Below are 21,419 nucleotides of genomic sequence, written 5' to 3'. Positions count from 1 at the left end.
CCCGGCCGCCCCGGGGGGCTCAGCCTGGTGCGTGGAACCGCTGCTGCGCTGCGAGCAGCCCCTGGACCACGACCATCTCCACGGCGTCCGCCGCCGCGTCGACCAGCCAGGGCAGGTCCTTGCGCTCGGTCGAGGTGAAGTCCTTCAGGACGTGGTCCGCCGGGTCGGTGCGCCCGGGGGGGCGACCCACGCCGACGCGGACCCGGAGGTAGTCACGGGTGCCCAGCGACGAGCTGACACTGCGCAGGCCGTTGTGGCCACCCTCGCCTCCCCCGGCCTTGAGGCGGACCTCGGCGAAGGGGATGTCGAGCTCGTCGTGGACCACCAGCACATGGTCGACCGGGACCTGGAGGTACTGGCTCAGCCCTGCGACGGGCCCGCCTGAGACGTTCATGAAGGTCGTCGGCCTGGCCAGGACGACCCGCGGGCCGGGAGCCCCGCCCGGCAGCACCCCGAGACGGACGTCGGCGACCTGAGCACGGCTGCGGTGGGAGGTGAACCGCGCCCCGCTGCGGCGGGCGAGCTCGTCGATGACCATGTGCCCGACGTTGTGGCGGTTGCCCGCGTAGGCGGGTCCGGGGTTGCCCAGGCCCACCACGAGCCACGGTGTGGTCATCTCCTGCGCACCCTCCCCGACGCGCGCGACGCCCGGCCCCAGCGGGACCGGGCGTCGCAGCGTTCGTACCAGATCGATGAGCCTCAGGTCAGAGACCCGCTGCGACGTCGGCGGCGGCGGAGGCCGCGGACTGCGAGGCGGCGAGCTCCTCGACGGCTGCGTCGTCCTCGGCAGAGGCACGCGGCTGCGAGACCATCACGATGACGTCAGCAGCATCGCCCAGGTAGACGGCGCCCTCGGGCAGGACCAGGTCGGAGCCACGGACCGCCTCGCCCGCCTCGAGACCCTCGACCGACACGTCGATCGACTCGGGCAGGTGCGTGGCCTCGGCCTCGAGCTGGACGGTCTGGGACTCGACCACGTGGATCGTGCCAGGAGCCGACTCGCCGGTGACGTGGACGTTGACCTCGACGGTGACCTTCTCGCCCTTGATGACGATGAGCAGGTCGACGTGCTCGATGACCTGCTTGACCGGGTCGCGCTGGACGTCCTTGGCGATCGCGAGCTGGCTGGTGCCGTCGATGTCGATCGAGAAGAGCGCGTTGGAGTGCTTGAGCGCGAGCATCGTCTCGTGGCCGGGCAGGGTGATGTGCACGGGCTCTCCGCCGTGCCCGTAGAGCACTGCGGGGATCTGGTTGGCGCGGCGGATGCGACGTGCCGCACCCTTGCCGAACTCGGTACGGGTGGCGGCGGCGAGCTTGACCTCGGACACGTGGGACTCCTGGGCTTGTTCGGACGAAGTGGTCGTGCGCTGCGCGACGCAGCACGCACGGCAGGTGCGGGGCGGTGGCCTCAGCGCGGGACACAGGACGGACGCGCAGGCACGACCGCCGCGTCAATCACGGAGTCGAGCCGACGGAGTGTCTCCGTACGGCCGTCCGACATCCCTCGCCGAGGCAACTTGCTCACTCTACCCGGCCCGAGGGGCACCACGAAACCGGCTCGGTACGGGCACCGTCGCCCGGTGCGACGCGCCCGGACCGGACGGCTCGCGCCTCAGACGGCGCCGTCGAAGAGGGACGTCACCGAGCCGTCGTCGAAGACCTCCCGGATCGCCCGGGCGATCAGCGGGGCGATCGACAGGATCGTGAGCTTGTCGAACTGCCGCTCCTCGGGGATCGGCAGGGTGTCGGTCACGATGACCTCGCGCGCGCCGCACTCGGTGAGCCGGTACGCGGCCGGGTCGGACAGCACCCCGTGGGTCGCTGCGACGATGACGTCCTTGGCCCCCGCCCCGAGCAGCACCCGCACCGCCTCGGCGATGGTCCCGCCGGTGTCGATGATGTCGTCGGTCAGGATGCAGGTGCGCCCCTCGACCTCGCCGACCACCCGGTTGGCCACCGACTTGTTGGGGGCGTTGATGTCACGGGTCTTGTGGATGAACGCCAGCGGGCAGCCACCGAGCTTCGCCGCCCACTGCTCGGCCACACGGATCCGACCGGCGTCGGGCGAGACCACCGCCACGTTCGTCAGGTCGACCCGGCTGCGGACGTAGTCCACGAGCAGCGGCATGGCCCACAGGTGGTCCACCGGCCCGTCGAAGAAGCCCTGGGACTGAGCCGCGTGCAGGTCCACGCTCATCAGCCGGTCGGCGCCCGCGGTCTTGAACAGGTCGGCCATGAGGCGCGCCGAGATCGGCTCACGCCCCTTGTGCTTCTTGTCCTGGCGCGAGTAGCCGTAGAAGGGCTGGACCACGGTGATCGTCTTGGCAGAAGCACGCTTGAGCGCATCCACCATGATCAGCTGCTCCATGATCCACTGGTTGATCGGCGCGGTGTGGCTCTGCAGGACGAACGCGTCGGCCCCCCGCACGCTCTCCCCGAACCGGACGTAGATCTCTCCGTTGGCGAAGTCGTACGCCGTGGTGGGCACCAGCTCGCTGCCCAGGGCGCGGGAGACGTCCTCCGCGAGCTGAGGGTGCGCCCGGCCGGAGACGAGGACCAGGCGCTTGCCGCCGTCGGCCGAGGTGATCCCGCTCATCGTTGTCAGTGCCCTTCGGTGGTGGACGAGGAGTCGTGGTCGGCAGCCGACCCCGCCTGGTGCCGGGCGATCTCGGCGCGGGCCTGAGGTGAGAGGTCGTCGGTGTCGTCCCCGTCGATGCCCAGTGCAGCCGCGGCGGCCTCGGCCGACGGCGAGCCGGGCCGGCGTCTGAGCACCCACCGATCGATCGTCCGCTGCGGCGCGGTGTTGATGCCCAGGGCTCCGGCACCGACGTCACGGCGGATCACCGAACCGGCACCGGTGTACGCACCGTCGCCGATCGTCACCGGAGCGACCAGCGCGTTGTCCGAGCCGATCCGCACGTGCGAGCCGATGGTCGAGCGGTGCTTGGTCACCCCGTCGTAGTTGACGAAGATCGTCGCCGCGCCGATGTTGGTGTGCTCACCGATCGTCGCGTCGCCCACGTACGACAGGTGCGGCACCTTGGAGTGGGCGCCGATCTCCGCGTTCTTCGTCTCGACGAAGGCACCGATCTTCCCGTCCGCACCCAGCGTCGTCCCGGGCCTCAGGTACGAGAACGGTCCGACCACCGCCCCCGGGCCCACGACGGAACCCGTCGCATGGCTGCGGACCACCTGCGCATGCGCACCCACCACGACATCGGTCAGCGTGGTGTCCGGGCCCACCACCGCGCCGCTCGCGACCCGCGTCCGGCCGTGCAGCTGGGTTCCGGGCAGCAGCGTCACGTCCGGCTCGAGCTCGACGTCGACGTCGACCCAGGTGGTCGCCGGGTCCACCACGGTGACCCCCGAGAGCATCCACTCCTCGAGCAGACGACGGTTGAGCTCTGCCCGCAGCACCGCGAGCTGCGAGCGGTCGTTGACCCCCTCGACGAGCATCGGGTCGTCGACCTGGAGCGCTCGTACCGACCCGCCGTCGCCCCGCGCGATCGCGAGCACGTCGGTCAGGTACACCTCACCCTGGGCGTTGTCCTGGCCGAGGCGCCCCAGCGCCCGACGCAGCACCGCGGCGTCGAACACGTAGACCGAGGAGTTGATCTCGGTGATCGCGAGTTGCTCGGCGTCGGCGTCCTTGTGCTCGACGACGCCGAGCACCGCGCCGTCCTCGTCCCGCAGCACCCGGCCGTAGCCGGTGGCGTCGGCCACCTGCGTGGTCAGCACCGTCACGGCGTTGCCGTCGGCGACGTGCGTCTCGAGCAGCCGTGCCAGGACCTGGCCGTCGAGCAGAGGGATGTCACCGGCGAGCACGACCAGGGGCCCCTCGACCGCGACCGAGTCGCTGTGGGTCTCGGGGACGCCGTCCCTCACCAGGTCGGCGTGCGCGGTGGCGTCCAGCACACTCAGCCCGCACTGCACCGCGCGCCCCGTGCCCGGGACCTCGTCCTGGTCGGCGACCAGGACCTGCGGGTCGACCTCGACCGCATGGGCGGCCACCCGGTCCCGCTCGTGCCGGACCACGACGACCACACGCTGCGGGTCGAGCGAACGGGCGGCCGTGATCGCGTGCCCGAGCATCGACCGACCGGCGAGCTCGTGCAGGACCTTGGGAGTGGTGGATCGCATCCGGGTGCCCTCGCCCGCTGCGAGGACGACGACGGCTGCGGGGCGGGGGGTGGTCACGGAGGACTCCCTCTCGGATCTGCACCCCCGTGCGCGGCTCTCGGTGAGGAGCTGTGACCGGTGGGTGCGGTGGGTCTGTCGCTCGGCAACTCTACCGGTGCGCGGCGCCCCGTCGGTGCCAGCGAGGGCTGCCCCGGGCCGTCGACCACCCTCGGTCACAGCGCCCGGACCCGCGCTCCGCCCCCAGGATTCGAACCTGGACTGCACGGCTCCAAAGGCCGGCGTGCTGCCGTTACACCAGGGCGGACCGGTTCGGTGCGCGGTACGTCCCGTGCCGCCCCCGGCGGCCCGCCGGGAGGCGCAGGACGGACACGTCCGGACCGGTGGCCCAGTCTGCCAGGCGTGCACGGCATGATGGACCGGTGGCCTCCCCGACGAAACGCCCCCCGCGGGCCCGGATGACCGGCACCCAGCGTCGTGAGCAGCTGCTCGACGTCAGCCGGCAGCTCTTCGCCGAGAAGGGCTTCGAGGGAACCAGCGTCGAGGAGATCGCCTCCCGGGCGCAGGTCTCCAAGCCGGTGGTCTACGAGCACTTCGGTGGCAAGGAAGGCATGTACGCCGTCGTCGTCGACCGTGAGATCCAGGCGCTCACCGGCACCCTGACCCAGGCCCTGCTCGCCGGGGGGCACCCGCAGGAGCTCCTCGAGCGCACAGCCCTGGCCCTGCTCGACTACATCGAGACCTCGACCGACGGCTTCCGCATCCTGGTCCGGGACTCGCCCGTCGCGCAGGCGACCGGCACCTTCTCGAGCCTGATCGGCGACGTGGCGGCACAGGTCGAGCACCTGCTCGGCGCCCAGTTCACCAAACGCGGTCTGGACCCGCGGACGGCACCGATCTACGCCCAGATGCTGGTCGGGATGGTCGCGCTGACCGGCCAGCACTGGCTCGACTCGCGCAGCCCCGAGAAGGAGGACGTCGCGGCCCACCTGGTCAACCTGGCCTGGAACGGCCTGTCCGGTCTCCAGCGCCAGCCCGCGCTCGGCGCCTCGAGCGAGCGGACACCGTGACGGACGAGGTCGACCGGATCATCGACGCCTGGCGGCGCGAGCGGCCCGACCTGGACGTCTCGCCGCTCGCCGTCCTGTCGCGGGTGAGCCGCCTCGCCCGGCACCTCGACCTCGCCCGACGCGGGGCCTTCGCCCGGCACGAGCTCGAGCTGTGGGAGTTCGACGTGCTGTCAGCCCTGCGGCGGGCCGGCGAGCCCTACCAGCTCTCCCCCGGCACCCTCGTGGCGCAGACGCTGGTCACCAGCGGCACCATGACCAACCGCATCGACCGTCTCGCGAGCCGGCGGCTGGTCGAACGCCGGCCTGCCCCTGCCGACCGCCGAGGGGTGCTGGTCCGCCTGACCGACGACGGACGCTCCCGCGTCGACGGCGCGATGTCCGACCTGCTCGCGGTCGAGCGCCGGCTCCTGGCCGGGCTGAGCGCGGACGAGCAGCAGCAGCTCGCCGACCTGCTCCGGTCCGTGGTCTCGCCGCTCGACGCCTGAGCCCTCAACCGACCAGCTCGGCCGCGGCGAGCCACTCCTCCTCGAGCCGGTCACGCTCGGCCACCAGGTCGCGCAGCTCACCGTCCAGGGCCAGCACCGCCTCGTGGTCTGCGGCGACGTCGGCCATCCGGGTGTGGATCTGCTCCTCGCGCTGCGCGATCTTGGCCAGCCGCCGCTCGATCCGTCCGATCGCCTTGCGTGCGGCGTGCAGCTGGGCCTGGCTCGGCCGGTCGGCGACCGCGAGGCCCGACGCAGCGGGCTGCGCGGCTGCCACGCCCGTGGCCTCGTCCCCGCCGCGGGTGGTCCGTGACCCCGTACCCGACCGGCGCAGCTCGAGGTACTGCTCCACACCGCCCGGCAGGTCCCTCAACGACCCGTCGCCGAGCAGCGCGACCTGACGGTCGCAGACACGCTCGAGCAGGTACCGGTCGTGGGAGACCACCACCAGGGTGCCGGGCCAGCCGTCGAGCAGGTCCTCGAGCGCGGCGAGGGTGTCGGTGTCCAGGTCGTTGGTGGGCTCGTCCAGGAGCAGCACGTTGGGCTCTCCGACCAGGAGGCGCAGCAGCTGGAGGCGTCGACGCTCGCCCCCCGAGAGGTCCCGGACGAGGGTCTGCGAACGTTCGCGGGCGAAGCCCAGACGTTCGACCAGCTGCGCCGCGGTGAGCTCCTTGCCGCCGACCGCGACTGTGCGCCGCTCACGCTCGACCACCTCGACCACCCTCAGGTGCGAGAGCTCGTCGAGCTCCTCGACGTCCTGCGTGAGCGTGGCCACCACCGCTGTCTTCCCCCGCTTGACCCGCCCGTGCTGGGGGGCGACGACACCGGCGAGCAGGCGGAGCAGCGTCGTCTTGCCTGCACCGTTGACCCCGATCAGGCCGTACCGGTCACCGGGACCGAGCCGCCAGGTGAGGTCGTCGAGCAGCACACGCTCGTCACCGTCAGGCCCGGGGAAGGCGATCGTGACCGACTCCAGGTCGAGCACGTCCTTGCCCTGGCGCGCGGTGGCCATCCTGGTGAGCTCGAGCGGGTCGCGGGGCGGGGGCTCGTCGGCGATGAGCGTCGCCGCGGCGTCCAGCCGGAACTTGGGCTTGCTGGTCCGCGCCGGGGCGCCACGCCGCAACCAGGCGAGCTCCTTGCGCAGCAGGTTGTCCCGCTTGGTCGCCGAGGTCGCGGTCGACCGCTCACGCTCGGCCCGGGCCAGGACGTACGCGGCGTAGCCGCCCTCGTAGCCGAGCACGGCACCTCCGCCCACGGTCCCGGTGACCTCCCACATCCGGGTGCACACGGCGTCCAGGAACCACCGGTCGTGGGTGACCACGACCAGCGCCCCGCGACCCTGCACACGGCCGGCGTTCGGTCCACCACCCGCCCCGCCGAAGCGGGCGCGCAGGTGCTCGGCGAGCCAGGCGACCCCCTCGACGTCCAGGTGGTTGGTCGGCTCGTCGAGCAGCAGGACGTCGTGGTCCTCGACCAGCAGCCGTGCGAGCGCCGCGCGCCGCCGTTGACCGCCCGACAGGGTCGCGACGTCCGCGTCGAGGTCGACGTCGGCCAGCAGCCCCGCGTGGACAGCACGGACGCCGGCGTCCCCGGCCCAGGTGTGCTCGTCGTCCGAACCGTGAACGATGTCGCGGATCGTCGAACCCGCGGGCAGCTCGTCGCGCTGGTCGAGCAGCCCGACCCGGAGCCCACCCGCGTGGGTGACCCGGCCCGAGTCAGGGGTCGACCGCTGGGCGAGCAGCCTGAGCACCGTGGACTTGCCGGCGCCGTTGGGGCCGACCACACCGATGCGCATGCCGTCGTCGACACCCAGGCTCACGGCGTCGAGAAGCGTCCGGGTACCCAGCGTCAGCGAGATCGCGTCCGCACCCAGGAGGTGCGCCATCAGCCCCTGTCCCCTGGCGTCCCGGCCGAGGCCAGCATCTCGGCCCCACCGCTCAGCCGGGCCCCGGCCACAGGTCCCGTCACGCACAGCACGTCGTCGGCGACGCCCGCGGCGGTCACCGCAGCGGCGATCGCGAGCGCGTGCTGCCGGCTGCGCCCCAGAGCCGCCACCGTGGGCCCCGAGCCGCTCACCACGACCCCCAGCGCGCCGGCGTCCTGCGCCACGGCGAGGGTCTCGGCCAGGTGCGGGGCGAGCTCGAGCGCTGCCGGCTGGAGGTCGTTGCGCAGGGCACGCCCCAGCTCGGCGGCGTCACCCGCTCGCAGGGCCTGCATGAGCGTCCGGTCGGCCTGCGGGTCGTCCACGACCGCACCGGCGATCAGCTCGTCGAAGACGCCGAAGACCTCGGGGGTCGACAGCCCGGTGTCCTGGAGGGCCAACGCCCAGTGGTACTCACCGCGGCTCATCGCCGGGGTCAGGAGATCGCCGCGGCCGCGCCCGATCGCCGTCTGACCGGCGAGCGGGAAGGGCACGTCCGAACCCAGGGCCGCGCCCAGCTCAGCGAGGTCGTCCCGCGAGAGGCCGGTGCGCCACAGCGTGTCGCAGGCCACCAGGGTCGCCGCAGCATCGGCCGAGCCCCCGGCCATCCCCCCCGCGACCGGGACGCCCTTGCGGATGTGCAGCCGGACGGCCGCCTCGACCCCGGTCGACTCGGCCAGCAACCTCGCCGCGCGGACGGCCAGGTTCTGCTCGCCCGTGGGCACACGGTCCGCGTGCAGACCGGAGACCGTCACCGTCACGCCGCTCTCGGCCGGGTGCGCCGTCACGTCCTCGTAGGCCGAGACGGCCTGGAAGACCGTGGCGAGCGGGTGGAAGCCGTCCTCCTGGCGTCGACCCACGACCAGACCGAGGTTGATCTTGCCCGGGGCGCGCACGTGCACGGCGTCGCTACGGGTGCTCGGGCTCACCCGACCACTCTCGCACGTCCGACAGGTGCTTCGCGCGCGCCGTCACGGCGTGCGCCGACCGGGCCGCTCACCGCTCGACGTGCTCGGCGATCCGGGCGAAGGCCGTGATGTCGAGCCGCTCGCCCCGGGTGCTCGGGTCGACACCGGCCGCCACGAGGGCACGCTCGGCAGCAGCCGGTGAGCCCGCGTGACCAGCCAGGGCCGAGCGCAGCGTCTTGCGACGCTGCGCGAACGCAGCGTCGACCACCGCGAAGACCTGCTGCCGGGTGGCCGTCGTCGCGGGTGGCTCCCTGCGCTCGAGCGACACGAGCGCGGACTCGACCCTCGGCACGGGCCAGAAGACCGACCGGCCGACCGACCCCGCGCGGCGTGCGGAGGCGTACCAGGCCGCCTTGGCCGAGGGGATGCCGTAGGTCCGCGACCCGGGAGGGGCCACGAGCCGGTCCGCGACCTCGGCCTGCACCATCACCAGGACCCGCTCGAGGGAGTCGAACCGCTCGAGGAAGGAGAGCAGCACCGGCACGGCCACGTTGTACGGAAGGTTCGCGACCAGGGCCGTGGGGGGGCGCCCGGGCAGCTCGGTCAGCGTCAGGGCGTCCGTCCCCAGCACGGTGAGGCGGTCCACCGCTGTCGGAGCGTGCTCGGCGACCGTCAGCGGGAGCTGCCCGGCCAGGAGCGGGTCGATCTCGACCGCCAGGACGTCCGCACCGACCTCGAGCAGGCCCAGGGTCAACGACCCGAGCCCTGGCCCGACCTCGACCACGCGGTCCCCCGGGCCGACCTGGGAGATCCGCACGATGCGGCGGACCGTGCCCCCGTCGACGACGAAGTTCTGGCCCCAGCTCTTGGTGGGCCGAAGCCCCAGACGCCCCACCAGGCCCCGGATCGTGGAGGGGCCGAGCAGGGCGTCCGGGGAGGTCATGGCCACGAGCCTAGGCCGTGCGTGAGGGTGTCCCCCGCCCGGCGCAGCAGCCCGTCACCGCTCAGCGCAGGCCGAGCTTGCTCGAGCAGTGCGGCCACTGGCCCCAGCCCGAGCGGGCCTGCAGGGCCTGGGCCCGCTGCGTCTGCTCGTCGGCCGAGGCCTGGGACGGCAGACCCGCACCACCCACCGACTGCCAGGTCGCCACCGAGAACTGGTAGAGCCCGTGGTACGTGCCGCTGGCCGACACGATCGTCGGGTTGCCCCCCGACTCGCACTGCGCCAGGGCCGCCCACACGTCGCCGCCGACAGCCGCACCGCCCGACGCCGCGGCCTGCGGGGCTGCAGCTCTGGGCGCAGGGGCCACCGGCCGCTTCTTGGTGCCCACCCGCTCGACGTGGGTGACCGGCTCGCGGGTGAGGGTGTCGCTCAGCAGCAGCCTGGACTCCTCGGCGCCGTCGACCAGGATCACGCGGTGGACGATGGTCCGCTCGCCCGGGACGCCGTCCACCAGGGTCGCGCGGTTGCCCACGAAGTGGTCGGCACTCTCCTGGGTCACGCTCTCGAAGGGGACCTCGGCGAGGTCGGTGCGCTCCTCGGCGACGACCCGCTGCACCACGACCGTGACCCGCGGACGGTCCTCACCGGTGCGCTCGACGTGCACCCGGTCCAGGTCACCCACGGTGACGTCGAGAGAGGCGAGCACCTCCTCGAGGCCGGCCGAGCCGTCCGCGACGGTCTGCGTGCGATCGTCGGCGACGACGTCCACGGGGCCGTCGAGGTCGAGCACGACGTTCAGGTCGGCGCGTCCGGCGGACCGCGAGGCGACCAGACGGGCGTCCTGGCCGCGGGTCTCGAGGCCCGCCAGGACCTCACCCGCGCTCAACGACGTGGTCCAGACACGGTCCTCGCCGTCCTCGGTCGCGACGATGACCTCCCTCGCGTGGCGGACGACGACGTCGTCACCGTCGCGCAGCACCTCGGCGGTCGCGGGCGTCACCAGGTCACGCTCGAGGAGCTCGATCTCGTTCTCCTCGAGCAGACCGCGGACGCTGCCAGCGAAGGTCGTCACCTCGACGACCTCGCCGTTCAGGTCAAGCGAGATGGTCTTGTGGGCGTTCGCCACGGCGAAGGCACCTCCCGCGACGAGCACGAGAGCCGTCGACAGGATGCCGACACGCAGGGCGCGCCCGCGCGGCGAGCGGGCGGGGAGCCCGTCTGCACCAGCCTCAGGAGCGGTCGCAGCGGTGGGGGCGGACGGCCGTGCGACGGCGCGGCGGAGGGAGTGCAGGGGGTTCACGTGGTTCCAGACGTCGGGCTGCCCGGGCACAGGGTGGGGGTGCCGAGACTTCGGCCTCCGGCGTCATCCAGCGGCCGGCCACCCGCGGGGGGACTCGAACGCATCGACACCGGCCCGGACACCCTGATCCGGCCGTCATGACCGATCCGCTGAGGGAACCGGTCGTCGCACCGGGGACGTCAGCCCACCGGGGCTGGCCGTCGGACCTGCCGGTGACGCATACGTGCAGCACACGATGCGCCCGATCCCGGAAGCGACATGCGACCGTAACCCATTCGTGACCTGATGCCAACCGTCGGGAAGGTGTGACCCTCACCCCGCTGTCGGGGAGGTCAGTACCAGTTGCGCGCCTGCGAGTGCGCCCACGCGTCGCAGGGAGTCCCGTAGCGACCCCCGATGTAGCCCAGGCCCCACGCGATCTGGGTCGCCGGGTTCGTCTGCCAGTCGGCGCCCGCCGACGCCATCTTCGACCCCGGGAGGGACTGCGGGATGCCGTAGGCCCCGCTCGAGGCGTTCGCCGCGTTGACCCGCCAGCCGCTCTCCTTGGTCCACAGCTGGTCCAGGCAGGCGAACTGGTCCTCGCCCCACCCGCGCTCGAGGGTCATCGCCAGACCGATCGCGCGGGCCGTGCCCGGCTCGACCGCCGGGACGGCCACCGGGTCGGGCATCGTCATGGTGCCGACACGCACCACACGGTCCGACGCCTCGCTCAGCACCATCTCGGCGAGCATGTCCCGACCGACCTCGACCCCGCCGACCTCGTAGGCGACGAAGGTCACCGTCCGCACGCCGTCACGGCCCTCGCTGCGGACGACCTCGCTGCCCTCGAGCAGCCGCGGGTCCTCCTCGCGCACCGTCTCGAAGGGTTGCGTCGTGGTCTCCGACCGGGTCACCGCAGCCACCCGCGTCACCACGACCATCAGCCCGTCGACCGCCGGGGCGTCCAGCGAGACAGAGACCCTGTCGTGCGGCCCGAGCACCACGCCCGCCTCGCCCAGGGCCTCACGGACCGTCGAGGCCGAGGTCAGCACCGCTGTCGTCGACTCGCCGTCGACCACGTGCACCGTCTTGGCCGTGGACAGGCGCAGCACGTCACGGCCCAGGGTGGCCGAGCGGGAGGCCGAGGCCCGCGCACCACGGACGTCGAGCTCGGCGAGCACGTCGCCGACCGTCAGCGCCGTGGTCCAGACGCTCTGCCGCTCGCCGTCGATCTCGACCACGACCTCGCGTCCGCGCCGGACGACGATCTCCGCGTCGTCGGCCACCGTCTCGCCCAGGCCAGGGACCACCAGGTCGCCCTCGGCCACGGTCACGTCCTGCGCGGCCAGCACGTCACCCACGGTCCGGCCGAAGGCCGACACCGTCGTCGTCGTGCCGTCGACGTCCAGGGTGACCGTCTTGTGCAGCACCGCGAAGGCGCTCGTCCCGCTCACGACCAGGGCCAGCACGAGCGCCTGCGCAGCCAGCCGCGCTCGCTCCGACCAACGCCCGGCGGTCCGGGCAGAGGTGGTGGGCAGCGGCACGCGGGGATCCGTCCGTCGGAGACAAGGTCACGCGGAGCGCTCGCCCGAGGTCCGGCGCGGTGCTCCAGCGCACGACGGTAACGGAAAGGACACGGGTGCGGGTAGTCGGTCGCCCGACCTCCGCCCGGGTGAAGCGACCTCAGGCCGACCCCACCCACGCCGACCAGCCCCTCACCAGGGACCGTAGACCTGCTCCGAGGTGTCCCACACCGTGCGGCACAGGTGCTCGAGGTCGAGGTCGAGCTCGTCCGCGACAGCCCGGGCGGTCGCGGCCACCAGGTAGGGGGCGTTGGGCCGCCCTCGGTACGGGTGCGGTGTCAGGTAGGGCGCGTCCGTCTCGAGGAGCACCTGCGAGAGCGGGACCACCCGGAGCGCCGCACGCAGGTCGTGGGCGGCGGAGAAGGTGACGGTCCCGGAGAAGGACAGGTACCAGCCGCGCTCCACGCAGTGCCGGGCCATCGCCGCGTCGCCCGAGAAGCAGTGGAAGACCGTGCGTGCGGGAGCCCCGTCACGTTCCAGGACCTCGAGCACCTCGGCATGCGCGTCACGGTCGTGGATCTGCAGCACCATGTCGAGCTCCTTGGCCAGCGCGATGTGCGCACGGAACGCCTCGCGCTGCACCGCGCGCCCACGTTCCCCCGCACGGAAGTGGTCCAGGCCGGTCTCGCCGATCACGCGGATGCGGTCGTTGCCCCGCGCGATGCCCGCGATCTGCGCGACGGCGTCCTCCAGACCGACCTCGTGCCGGTCGAGCGGTGCGGGCTCGAGCCCGTCCGGGGCGATCTCGCGCACCCCGGCGTGCAGCGACGCCTCGTTGGGATGGATCGCGACACCACCCAGCAGCGAACGGTGCTCACGCACCGCCACGTCGGTCCACCGGGCAGCGGGAAGGTCGCAGCCGATCTGCACCATCCGCGTCACCCCGACATCGGCGGCCCGGTCGAGGTGCGACTCGACCTGCCGTGCGCCGTCGGCCACCGCGTCGGGTGACGGGGTGGCGGGACCACCCAGCCACCCCGTCGCGTCGGTCGCGGTCACGATCGTCTCGAGATGGGTGTGGTTGTCGACCACGGGGTGTGGCAGCGGCTCAGGCGGCGGCGGCCAGGAGAGGTCGCGTTCCTTGCGCGCCACCGGTCAGCCTCCGTCGGCCTCGTCGTGGCTCGCGTCGCGCAGACGGTCGAGCTCGTCGTCGATGATCGACTGGTCGAGCTTGGTGAAGATCGGCGACGGCTTGGCCACGGTGGCACCCACCGGTACCGGGCTCGACTCCCACCGAGGGGTCGCTCCGTAGTCCCCGGTGATCACCGGGTAGGGATGGCCGTCATCGAGGTCGGTGACCTCCTCGACCCGGGGCATCGGCATGAGCTCGCCCGAGCCGCCCAGGGTCAGGTGGATCTGGTTCGCCGAGTGCGGCAGGAACGGTGCCAGCAGCCGGTTGCAGTCCCACACCGCTTGGGCGGCCGTGTGCAGGACGGTCCCCAGACGCTCCCGCTCGTCGGCCCCCTTGAGCTTGAACGGCGCGGTGTCGGTGACGTACTTGTTGACCTCGGCGACGACCCGCATGGCCTCGCCGATCGCCTGACGCTGTCGGTGGCGACCGATCAGGTCACCCACCGTGTCGAAGCCGCCACGCACCGCGGCGAGCAGCTCCTCGTCGATCGGCTCGGTGGGCCCGGGAGCGGGGATCTCGCCGAAGCTCTTGGCGATCATCGTCGCGGTGCGGTTGACCAGGTTGCCCCACCCGGCGACGAGCTCGCCGTTGGTGCGGTTGACGAACTCACGCCAGGTGAAGTCCGAGTCGGCGTTCTCGGGGCCGGCCGCGCAGATGAAGTAGCGCAGGGCGTCGACCTGGTACCTCTCGAGGACGTCACGGAGGTAGATCACCACGCCCCGGGAGGACGAGAACTGCTTGCCCTCCATCGTCAGGTACTCCGACGACACGACCTCCGTCGGCAGGTTGAGCTCGCCGAACGGGCCGGGCTCGCCGCCGCGGCTGCCCTTGCCCGCGTAGCCCAGCAGCTCGGCGGGCCAGATCTGGGAGTGGAAGGTGATGTTGTCCTTGCCCATGAAGTAGTACGACAGCGCCTGGTGCTCACCCGTGTCGTTCCACCACTCGCGCCACCGCTCGGGCTCGCCCGTCCGGCGGGCCCACTCGATCGAGGCCGACAGGTAGCCGATCACGGCGTCGAACCAGACGTAGAGCCGCTTGTTCGGGTTCTCCTGCCAGCCCGGCAGCGGGATCGGGATCCCCCAGTCGATGTCCCTGGTCATCGCCCGGGGCTTGATGTCCCCGAGGATGTTCCGGCTGAACTTGATCACGTTCGGCCGCCACGTCCCCGAGGCTGCCCGCTCGTCGAGCCAGGAGCCGAGGGCCTCCGCGAGGGCCGGCAGGTCGAGGAAGAAGTGCTCGGTCTCGACGAACTCGGGTGTCTCGCCGTTGATCCGGCTGCGCGGGTTCACGAGCTCGGTCGGGTCGAGCTGGTTGCCGCAGTTGTCGCACTGGTCGCCGCGTGCCTCCCCGTACCCGCAGATCGGGCAGGTGCCCTCGATGTAGCGGTCGGGCAGCGTCCGGCCGGTCGACGGCGAGATCGCACCGCTCGTCGTCTGCTGGACCATGTAGCCGTTCTCGTGGACCTGGCGGAACAGCTCCTGCGCGACGGCGTAGTGATTGGCCGTCGTGGTGCGGGTGAACAGGTCGTAGGAGCAGCCGAGGGCCGCGAGCTCGGTCACGATGATCCGGTTGGCGCGGTCGGCGAGCTCGCGAGCCGTCGTGCCCTCCTTGTCGGCCTGGACGAGGATCGGCGTGCCGTGCTCATCGGTCCCGGAGACCATCAGCACGTCGTGCCCGGCCATCCGCATGTACCTGCTGAAGACGTCTGAGGGGACACCGAAGCCGGCGACATGACCGATGTGGCGGGGGCCGTTGGCATAGGGCCAGGCGACCGCCGAGAGGATGCGGGACATGGGGCGATCCTAGTGATCGTCACCGGGGGTGCCGGTCACGGAGGCAGCATCCGCACCAGACGGTCGTCCCCCGGCCGGGCCTGCCCGCGCCCGTCGGTGTTCTGGGTGAGGATCCACAGCGCGCCGTCGGGCCCCACCACCACGTCGCGCAGCCGACCGAGCTCGCCGACCAGGACGTCGACCGGCTCACCCAGGCCGTCACCCTCGAACGGCACGACCCACAGGCGGGCACCACGCAGGGCCGCGACGTAGACCGCGTCCGCGGTGACCGCGATCCCGCTCGGCGACGCGGCCGCCGGCGCCCACTCGACCACCGGGTCCACCAGGCCCGGACCGCCGCCCGAGCCCTCCACCTCGGGCCAGCCGTAGTCGGCCCCGGGCTCGATGAGGTTGAGCTCGTCGACGGCGTTCTGCCCGAACTCGCTCGCGAAGAGCCGTCCCCGCTCGTCCCACCCGAGGCCCTGCACGTTGCGGTGCCCCAGGCTCCAGACCGGGCTTCCGGGCACCGGGTTGCCGGGGGCCGGCTCGCCGCCGGCCGTGACCCTCAGGATCTTGCCCGCCAGCGAGGCGTCGTCCCGCGAGGTCCCGCGGTCCGAGGCGTCACCCGTGGCCACGTACAGGAACCCGTCGGGACCGAAGGCAAGACGCCCGCCGTTGTGGTTGGAGGCCGCCGGGATCCCACCGACGACGGTCTGCAGCTCACCCAGGGCACCCGCGTCAGCGTCGAGCTGCCCCCGCACGACCTCGTTGCCGTTCGCAGTGGTCCGGTACAGGTACACCCAGCCGTCGTCCTCGACCTGCGGGGAGACCGCCACCCCGAGCAGTCCCCCCTCGCCCGCTGTGGTCGTCGTGGCGGCGAGCTCCTCGGCGCCCGGACCGGTCAGGGGCGCGAGGCCCGTCGAGGTGAGGAGCAGGAGCACCGCCGCGTCCCGCTGCGTGATCAGGACCGCCCCGCTGGGCAGGAACGCCAGACCCCACGGCACGGCGAGACCGGTCAGGAGATCCTGCGGGGTGTCGGTCGCCGCGCCGAGGTCGGGTCCCGCCGGGAACCGGGGCGGCTCGGGCGACGGGTCCGGCTCGGGCGCGTCCTCGCGCGACGGGAGGCTCGGTGCCGGGCTCGGCGCGGGGCTCGCGACCTCGGGGGTGGGATCCGGGGAGGCAGGTGCGCACCCCACGAGGAGGAGCCCCGCTGCCAGGGTGGTCGCCATCGCGACCCGCCGGCTCCCGACGGGTCGACCCGTGCGGCTCCCGCGCTCACCTCGTCGCACCTGCGCCCCTCGCCTGGATCGGTCCGTGAACCCAGTGTGCGGGCTCGGGTCGCCTGGTGCCATGGCGCTCGGCGCCGACGCCCCGGACGCTGACACCGGGCGAGGGAGGTGCCTAGGGTGGTGGGATGAGCCAGGACGCCAGGACCCACCGCGACGAGCAGGACCGGGACGACCCGCCCCGCGGCGGCGAGCCCAGCCGCGCGCTGCTCGTGGTGGACGTCCAGCCGACCTTCTGCGAGGGCGGTGCGCTGGGGGTCGAGGGAGGCCACGCCGTCGCCCAGGCGATCGCCGCGTTCGCCGACGCGACCCGCGGGTCGTACGACCTCCTGGTCACCACCCAGGACTGGCACATCGACCCGGGTGGCCACTTCGCCGTGCCCCCGGCCGAGCCCGACTACGTCGACACCTGGCCGCCGCACGGCCTGGCCGGGACCCAGGAGGCAGAGCTGCACCCGGCCCTGGCCGACCTCGCCGCCGACGTCGCGGTCAAGAAGGGGGCCTACGCGGCGGCGTACTCAGGCTTCGAGGGCGTCGACGCCCAGGGCCGCGAGCTGGTCGAGATCCTGCATGAGGCCGGGATCACCGCGGTCGACGTCGTCGGGATCGCCGAGTCGCACTGCGTGCGGGCCACCGCGCTCGACGCGCTCGCGGCCGGCCTCAGCACCAGGGTGCTGCTGGACCTGACGGTTCCGGTGACCCCTGAGCAGGGCGCCACGGCGCGCCGGGAGATGGCAGCGGCGGGCGCCGACCTGCTCCTCTCGACAGACCTCTGACCGCCGGCTCGACCCTCACGTCGCCGACGACGGCCCCTTCTTGGCGAGCAGGGCCGCGGTGTACAGCTCACGCTTGCTCACCCCACCGGCCTCGGCGACCTCGGTGACCGCCTCCTTGAGCCGCTCCCCCGCATCCGCCCTGGCGAGCACCTCGGCCACCAGGTCGCCCACCTGCGCCGCGCCACGGGCCGGGGCAGGGGCCACGACCACGCAGATCTCGCCGCGCGGGCCGGCAGCCTCGGCCCAGTCCGCGAGGTCACGCAGCGGACCACGCACGACCTCCTCGTAGGTCTTGGTCAGCTCCCGGCAGACAGCAGCCTCCCGTTGGTCCCCCAGCACCTCGGCCATCGCGTCGAGGGTCTCGGCCACCCGGTGCGGCGCCTCGAAGAAGATCATCGTCCGTGGCTCGGCGACCAGTGCCGTGAGCGCGCGTCGCCGGTCCCCGGCCTTGCGCGGCAGGAAGCCCTCGAAGCAGAAGCGGTCGGTCGGCAGCCCCGACAGCGCGAGGGCGGTGAGCACCGCGCTCGGCCCCGGCGCCGAGGTCACCGGCAGCCCGGCCTCGACCGCCGCGCGCACGAGGGTGAAGCCCGGGTCGGAGACCGTCGGCATCCCCGCGTCCGAGACCACCAGGACCGTGCCGCCACCACGGACGACGTCGAGCAGCTCCTGCGCGCGGGCGGCCTCGTTGTGCTCGTGGTGGCTCACCACCCGGCCACCGATCTGCACGTCGAGCCGTTGAGCCAGGCCGCGCAGCCGCCGGGTGTCCTCGGCGGCGACGACATCGGCCGTGGCGAGCAGTCGCCGCAGCCGAGGCGAGGCGTCCTCGACGTCGCCGATGGGTGTGGCGGCGAGGACGATCTGCCCGGTGGTCATGCACGACAGGCTAGGCGCCCGACGACGGGTGGGGTGCCGCACCGCCCATACCGCCGGCCCGGCACCGCGGCACCTACGATGACGGCGTGCAGCCGGCCCGTCCCCGTCGCGACCTCCGGCTGCCGGAGGTCGCTCACCGGGCACGGGGGTGGCTCGCGGCCCTCGCCGTCACCGGCGTCGCCGCCGCGGTGCGGCTCCCGCACCTCGGCCGCCCGGCCGAGCTGGTCTTCGACGAGACCTACTACGTCAAGGACGCGTGGACCCTGCTCAACCTCGGCTACGAGGGGCAGTGGGGTCCCGAGCCGAACCCCGCATTCGAGGCGGGTGACGTCGACGGCTACCGCACCGAGGCGAGCTACGTGGTCCACCCCCCGGTGGGCAAGTGGCTCATCGCGCTGGGGCTGCGCCTGGTCGGGGCCGACGACCCGGTCGGCTGGCGCATCGCCTCGGCCGTCGTCGGCATCCTCACCGTGCTGCTCCTCGCGCGCGTCGCGACCCGTCTGTTCGGGTCGTGGCCGCTGGGAGCGGTGGCAGGGCTGCTGCTCGCCGTCGACGGCCTGCACGTGGTGCACTCACGGACCGCGCTGCTCGACGGGTTCCTGACCTTCTTCGTGCTCGCGGCCTTCGGTGCGCTGCTGGTCGACCGCGACCACGCACGAGAGCGGCTGCTGCGGATGACCGGGCCACCACGTGCTCCCGCCCGGTGGGGTCCCGGTCTGGGTGTGCGCCCGTGGCGCCTGCTCGCGGGGGTGCTGCTCGGGCTGGCCGTGGGGACCAAGTGGTCGGCGCTGTGGTTCGTCGCCGTCCTCGGTCTGCTCACGGTCGGCTGGGACCTGTCCGCCCGACGACGCGCCCGGGTGCGCCGGTGGATCGCCGCGGGCGTCCTGCGGGACGGGGTGCCCGCCTTCCTGTCGCTCGTCCCGGTCGCGGCACTGACGTACGTGGCCTCCTGGGCGGGCTGGCTACGGTCCACCGACGGCTACGGGCGGCGGTGGGCGGCGCTCCACCCCGGCGAGGGCGTGACCTGGCTGCCCGAGGGCCTGCGCTCGCTGTGGAGGTACCACCAGGACATGTGGGGGTTCCACACGACCCTCGACGCCGACCACGCCTGGGCCGCTCACCCGATCGGCTGGTGGGTGCAGTGGCGCCCGACGACGTTCTTCTACGCCTCGCCCGAGCCGGCACAGCTCGAGTGCGCGGCCGACCGCTGCTCGCAGACGATCAACTCGGTGGGCAACCCGGTGCTGTGGTGGGCCGCGGCCGTCGCGCTGCTGCTCGCGCTGTGGCACATCCTCCGGCGGCGGCCGGGGGCGGGCGTCGCGGTCGCCTCGCTCTCGGGGGTGGTGGCCGGGTGGCTCCCCTGGTTCGCCTACACCGATCGCACGATCTTCACCTTCTACGCCGTGGTCTTCGCACCCTGGGTGGTCCTGACGCTGACGTGGGGCCTGTGGCGGCTGCTCGAGCCGACCCCGCACGGCGACCACGGTCACCGCGCACCACCCGGAGCCGGACGGGTGAGTGCCGCGCGGGCGGGGGTGGTCGTCGTGGTCCTGCTCGCAGCCGTCGCCGGGTGGTGGTTCTACCCGCTCTGGGTCGCCGAGGTGATCACGCTGCGCGAGTGGCAGCTGCGGATGTGGCTGCCCGGCTGGGCGTGATCAGGACCGGGTCACCACTCGACCTGGGGCGAGGCGTACCAGGCCACGCCGGACTCGTCCCAGCGCGGTGCCAGGCCCGCGACGCGCGTGGTGAACCCGTCCCAGTCGCGGTGCCCGGGGGCCGACCAGGCCACCTCGGCGACCGCGGCGAGCCGCGGCAGGAGCAGCAGGAAGAGGTCGTCGACGGTACGGACGGTCTCGGTCCACAGGCCTGCCTCGACGCCGAGCACCCTGTCGGCCGGGACGTCCGGCAGGACCTCGAGAGGTTCCCACTCGTAGGCGTCGCGCAGCTCGACGTGGCCGGCCCAGTCGAGGCCGACGGGCGTGCTCGCGTCGTACTTCATGTCCAGGTACACCTTGCTCGCCGGGGAGAGCACGACGAGCGCGCCGGCCCGGGCGGCCGCGGCCATCTCCTGCGCACCTTCCCGCTCGTCCCAGTACTGCAGCACGGTCCCGGGGGCGAGGGGCACGGTCGCGGCCTCCTGCCAGGCCACCACGGTCTTGCCCGCGGCGGCGACCTGCGAGGCCGCCGTCCCGACCAGCCGCGCGTACTCGCCCCGCTCCATGCTCAGCACCTCGTCACCACCGATGTGCACGAAGCGTCCCGGGGTCATCCGGGCGACGTCGCCGAGCACGTCGCGCAGGAAGCGCGCGGTGGCCGGGAGCTCCTCGTGCAGCCGGCTGAAGCCGACCTCGATCCCGGTGTACGCCGGCGCCGGCTCACCGCTCGGGGTCAGCTCGCCGTAGGCGTGCAGGGCGGCGTTGATGTGCCCCGGGATGTCGATCTCGGGGATCACGGTGATGAAGCGGGTCGCCGCGTACGCGACGATCTCGTCGAACTCCTCGACCGAGTACCAGCCCCCCGGGTCACCGTCGACCGCGGTGCCGCCCGAACGAGCGGTCAGCCCCGGGCGCGACGGGATCTCGAGCCGCCATCCCTGGTCGTCGGTCAGGTGCAGGTGCAGCACGTTCAGCTTGAGGCTCGCCATGACGTTGACGACCTTCTTGACGGTCTCGACCCCGTGGAAGTGACGGGCGACATCCAGGCTGAGGCCGCGCCAGCCGAAACGCGGGTGGTCCACGACGACCGCCGCACGGACCGTGACCGTCCCGTGCGGCCCGTGCTCGCCGAGCTGCTGGAGGGTCAGTGCGCCGTACATCAGCCCTGCGTCCCCGACGGCCGTGATGACCACCCGATCGGCAGTCACCTCGAGCCGGTAGGCGTCCTGCGCCAGGGCACGGTCGGCGTCGGCGGGGAGGTCGAGGTAGGCGGCGTCGTCCGTGCGCCTCAGGATCACCGCGCCGGGTCGGCCGTCGTCCACGTGGACCACCTCGACCGGGAAGCCGCAGACCTCGCCGATCCGTGCGGCCACCAGCACGCCGGTCGAGATCGTCGAGGGCTCGTGCCCCACCACGACCCGCGTGCCGGGGTCGATCCGGAACCCCGGCCCCCTGGTGCGGCTGACGCGCAGCGGGACGGGCACCAGGGGCATGTCGGTCATGGTCCACCGATCGGTCGTCGTGGGTGCTGAACCGGATCGGGGCCGCGCCGTCAGCGTCAGGGCATCCGCCGGACCGCGGTCGGGGGTCGGTCCCGGATCCCGC

At 73.0% G+C, this 21,419-nt stretch carries 18 protein-coding genes and 1 tRNA gene; 4 read left to right on the top strand and 15 right to left on the bottom strand.

Features of this window, described 5'->3' with window-relative positions; translation table 11 throughout:
- Positions 1 to 19: 19 nt before the first annotated feature.
- The 5 genes from pth to M1R94_RS09665 form a co-directional block, all read right to left on the bottom strand.
- Positions 20 to 616, bottom strand: a complete 597-nt coding sequence (gene pth, locus M1R94_RS09685) for an aminoacyl-tRNA hydrolase (protein WP_249381486.1) — start codon at positions 614 to 616, stop codon at positions 20 to 22.
- An 88-nt stretch (positions 617 to 704) separates the two neighbouring features.
- Entirely contained in the window at positions 705 to 1,328 is a 624-nt protein-coding gene (locus M1R94_RS09680; protein ID WP_249381485.1) for a 50S ribosomal protein L25/general stress protein Ctc, read from the bottom strand.
- Between the two features lie 284 nt (positions 1,329 to 1,612).
- Positions 1,613 to 2,596, bottom strand: a complete 984-nt coding sequence (locus M1R94_RS09675; RefSeq protein WP_249381484.1) for a ribose-phosphate diphosphokinase — start codon at positions 2,594 to 2,596, stop codon at positions 1,613 to 1,615.
- 5 nt (positions 2,597 to 2,601) lie between these two features.
- Complete coding sequence (gene glmU, locus M1R94_RS09670) at positions 2,602 to 4,197, bottom strand: bifunctional UDP-N-acetylglucosamine diphosphorylase/glucosamine-1-phosphate N-acetyltransferase GlmU (protein ID WP_249381483.1); 1,596 nt, start codon at positions 4,195 to 4,197, stop codon at positions 2,602 to 2,604.
- 175 nt (positions 4,198 to 4,372) lie between these two features.
- A tRNA-Gln gene (locus M1R94_RS09665) sits at positions 4,373 to 4,444 on the bottom strand.
- 151 nt (positions 4,445 to 4,595) lie between these two features.
- Between M1R94_RS09665 and M1R94_RS09660 the strand changes: the two genes are divergently transcribed.
- Positions 4,596 to 5,207 carry a TetR/AcrR family transcriptional regulator gene (locus M1R94_RS09660; protein ID WP_249381538.1) on the top strand — a complete coding sequence of 204 codons (612 nt, stop codon included), beginning with the start codon at positions 4,596 to 4,598 and terminating at the stop codon, positions 5,205 to 5,207.
- Positions 5,204 to 5,692 (top strand): MarR family winged helix-turn-helix transcriptional regulator, encoded by a 489-nt coding sequence (locus tag M1R94_RS09655; protein ID WP_249381482.1) that lies wholly within the window; start codon positions 5,204 to 5,206, stop codon positions 5,690 to 5,692. The genes M1R94_RS09660 and M1R94_RS09655 overlap by 4 nt, the downstream gene beginning before the upstream one ends.
- Before the next feature lie 4 nt (positions 5,693 to 5,696).
- Here the strand turns inward: M1R94_RS09655 and M1R94_RS09650 are convergent, their stop codons facing one another.
- The 8 genes from M1R94_RS09650 to M1R94_RS09615 all read right to left on the bottom strand — a co-directional run bounded on the left by M1R94_RS09650 (position 5,697) and on the right by M1R94_RS09615 (position 16,453).
- Entirely contained in the window at positions 5,697 to 7,574 is a 1,878-nt protein-coding gene (locus tag M1R94_RS09650) for an ABC-F family ATP-binding cassette domain-containing protein (RefSeq protein WP_249381481.1), read from the bottom strand.
- Positions 7,574 to 8,539 carry a 4-(cytidine 5'-diphospho)-2-C-methyl-D-erythritol kinase gene (locus tag M1R94_RS09645; RefSeq protein ID WP_249381480.1) on the bottom strand — a complete coding sequence of 322 codons (966 nt, stop codon included), beginning with the start codon at positions 8,537 to 8,539 and terminating at the stop codon, positions 7,574 to 7,576. Before M1R94_RS09645 ends, M1R94_RS09650 begins: the two co-directional genes overlap by 1 nt.
- 67 nt (positions 8,540 to 8,606) lie before the next feature.
- Complete coding sequence (gene rsmA, locus M1R94_RS09640; protein ID WP_249381479.1) at positions 8,607 to 9,461, bottom strand: 16S rRNA (adenine(1518)-N(6)/adenine(1519)-N(6))-dimethyltransferase RsmA; 855 nt, start codon at positions 9,459 to 9,461, stop codon at positions 8,607 to 8,609.
- A gap of 61 nt (positions 9,462 to 9,522) precedes the next feature.
- A complete protein-coding gene (locus M1R94_RS09635) occupies positions 9,523 to 10,788 on the bottom strand; it encodes a transglycosylase family protein (RefSeq protein ID WP_249381478.1) in 1,266 nt (421 codons plus the stop codon).
- 302 nt (positions 10,789 to 11,090) lie between these two features.
- Positions 11,091 to 12,281: an aggregation-promoting factor C-terminal-like domain-containing protein gene (locus M1R94_RS09630; protein WP_249381477.1), complete on the bottom strand. Its 1,191-nt coding sequence runs from the start codon at positions 12,279 to 12,281 to the stop codon at positions 11,091 to 11,093.
- Positions 12,282 to 12,452: 171 nt separating this feature from the next.
- The gene (locus tag M1R94_RS09625) at positions 12,453 to 13,412 is read right to left on the bottom strand and encodes a TatD family hydrolase (RefSeq protein WP_249381476.1); all 960 of its coding nucleotides are present in this window, start codon (positions 13,410 to 13,412) and stop codon (positions 12,453 to 12,455) included.
- 3 nt (positions 13,413 to 13,415) lie between these two features.
- A complete protein-coding gene (gene metG / locus M1R94_RS09620; protein WP_249381475.1) occupies positions 13,416 to 15,245 on the bottom strand; it encodes a methionine--tRNA ligase in 1,830 nt (609 codons plus the stop codon).
- Positions 15,246 to 15,280: 35 nt separating this feature from the next.
- Positions 15,281 to 16,453 (bottom strand): PQQ-dependent sugar dehydrogenase, encoded by a 1,173-nt coding sequence (locus M1R94_RS09615; RefSeq protein ID WP_249381474.1) that lies wholly within the window; start codon positions 16,451 to 16,453, stop codon positions 15,281 to 15,283.
- 185 nt (positions 16,454 to 16,638) lie between these two features.
- Between M1R94_RS09615 and M1R94_RS09610 the strand changes: the two genes are divergently transcribed.
- The gene (locus M1R94_RS09610) at positions 16,639 to 17,286 is read left to right on the top strand and encodes an isochorismatase family protein (protein ID WP_249381473.1); all 648 of its coding nucleotides are present in this window, start codon (positions 16,639 to 16,641) and stop codon (positions 17,284 to 17,286) included.
- A gap of 15 nt (positions 17,287 to 17,301) precedes the next feature.
- Here the strand turns inward: M1R94_RS09610 and rsmI are convergent, their stop codons facing one another.
- Positions 17,302 to 18,159 (bottom strand): 16S rRNA (cytidine(1402)-2'-O)-methyltransferase, encoded by an 858-nt coding sequence (rsmI, locus tag M1R94_RS09605; RefSeq protein ID WP_249381472.1) that lies wholly within the window; start codon positions 18,157 to 18,159, stop codon positions 17,302 to 17,304.
- Between the two features lie 86 nt (positions 18,160 to 18,245).
- Between rsmI and M1R94_RS09600 the strand changes: the two genes are divergently transcribed.
- The gene (locus M1R94_RS09600) at positions 18,246 to 19,814 is read left to right on the top strand and encodes a dolichyl-phosphate-mannose--protein mannosyltransferase (RefSeq protein WP_249381471.1); all 1,569 of its coding nucleotides are present in this window, start codon (positions 18,246 to 18,248) and stop codon (positions 19,812 to 19,814) included.
- 11 nt (positions 19,815 to 19,825) lie between these two features.
- Here M1R94_RS09600 and M1R94_RS09595 read toward each other — a convergent pair whose 3' ends face one another.
- Positions 19,826 to 21,307 carry a family 20 glycosylhydrolase gene (locus M1R94_RS09595; RefSeq protein ID WP_249381470.1) on the bottom strand — a complete coding sequence of 494 codons (1,482 nt, stop codon included), beginning with the start codon at positions 21,305 to 21,307 and terminating at the stop codon, positions 19,826 to 19,828.
- Positions 21,308 to 21,419 lie beyond the last annotated feature (112 nt).

Origin of the sequence: Actinotalea alkalitolerans (genome assembly GCF_023369855.1) — a bacterium.
GTDB lineage: Bacteria > Actinomycetota > Actinomycetes > Actinomycetales > Cellulomonadaceae > Actinotalea.
Note: the sequence above shows the minus strand (reverse complement) of the source record. Positions and strands in the feature narration are given on the sequence as shown.

Bases quoted from the DNA above. Each gene is read 5' to 3' on its own strand.
- pth (WP_249381486.1), bottom strand. From the start codon at position 616: ATGACCACACCGTGGCTCGTGGTGGGCCTGGGCAACCCCGGACCCGCC.
- M1R94_RS09675 (WP_249381484.1), bottom strand. From the start codon at position 2,596: ATGAGCGGGATCACCTCGGCCGACGGCGGCAAGCGCCTGGTCCTCGTC.
- M1R94_RS09660 (WP_249381538.1), top strand. From the start codon at position 4,596: ATGACCGGCACCCAGCGTCGTGAGCAGCTGCTCGACGTCAGCCGGCAG.
- M1R94_RS09650 (WP_249381481.1), bottom strand. From the start codon at position 7,574: ATGGCGCACCTCCTGGGTGCGGACGCGATCTCGCTGACGCTGGGTACC.
- rsmA (WP_249381479.1), bottom strand. From the start codon at position 9,461: ATGACCTCCCCGGACGCCCTGCTCGGCCCCTCCACGATCCGGGGCCTG.
- metG (WP_249381475.1), bottom strand. From the start codon at position 15,245: ATGTCCCGCATCCTCTCGGCGGTCGCCTGGCCCTATGCCAACGGCCCC.
- M1R94_RS09615 (WP_249381474.1), bottom strand. From the start codon at position 16,453: ATGGCGACCACCCTGGCAGCGGGGCTCCTCCTCGTGGGGTGCGCACCT.
- M1R94_RS09610 (WP_249381473.1), top strand. From the start codon at position 16,639: ATGAGCCAGGACGCCAGGACCCACCGCGACGAGCAGGACCGGGACGAC.
- rsmI (WP_249381472.1), bottom strand. From the start codon at position 18,159: ATGACCACCGGGCAGATCGTCCTCGCCGCCACACCCATCGGCGACGTC.
- M1R94_RS09595 (WP_249381470.1), bottom strand. From the start codon at position 21,307: ATGCCCCTGGTGCCCGTCCCGCTGCGCGTCAGCCGCACCAGGGGGCCG.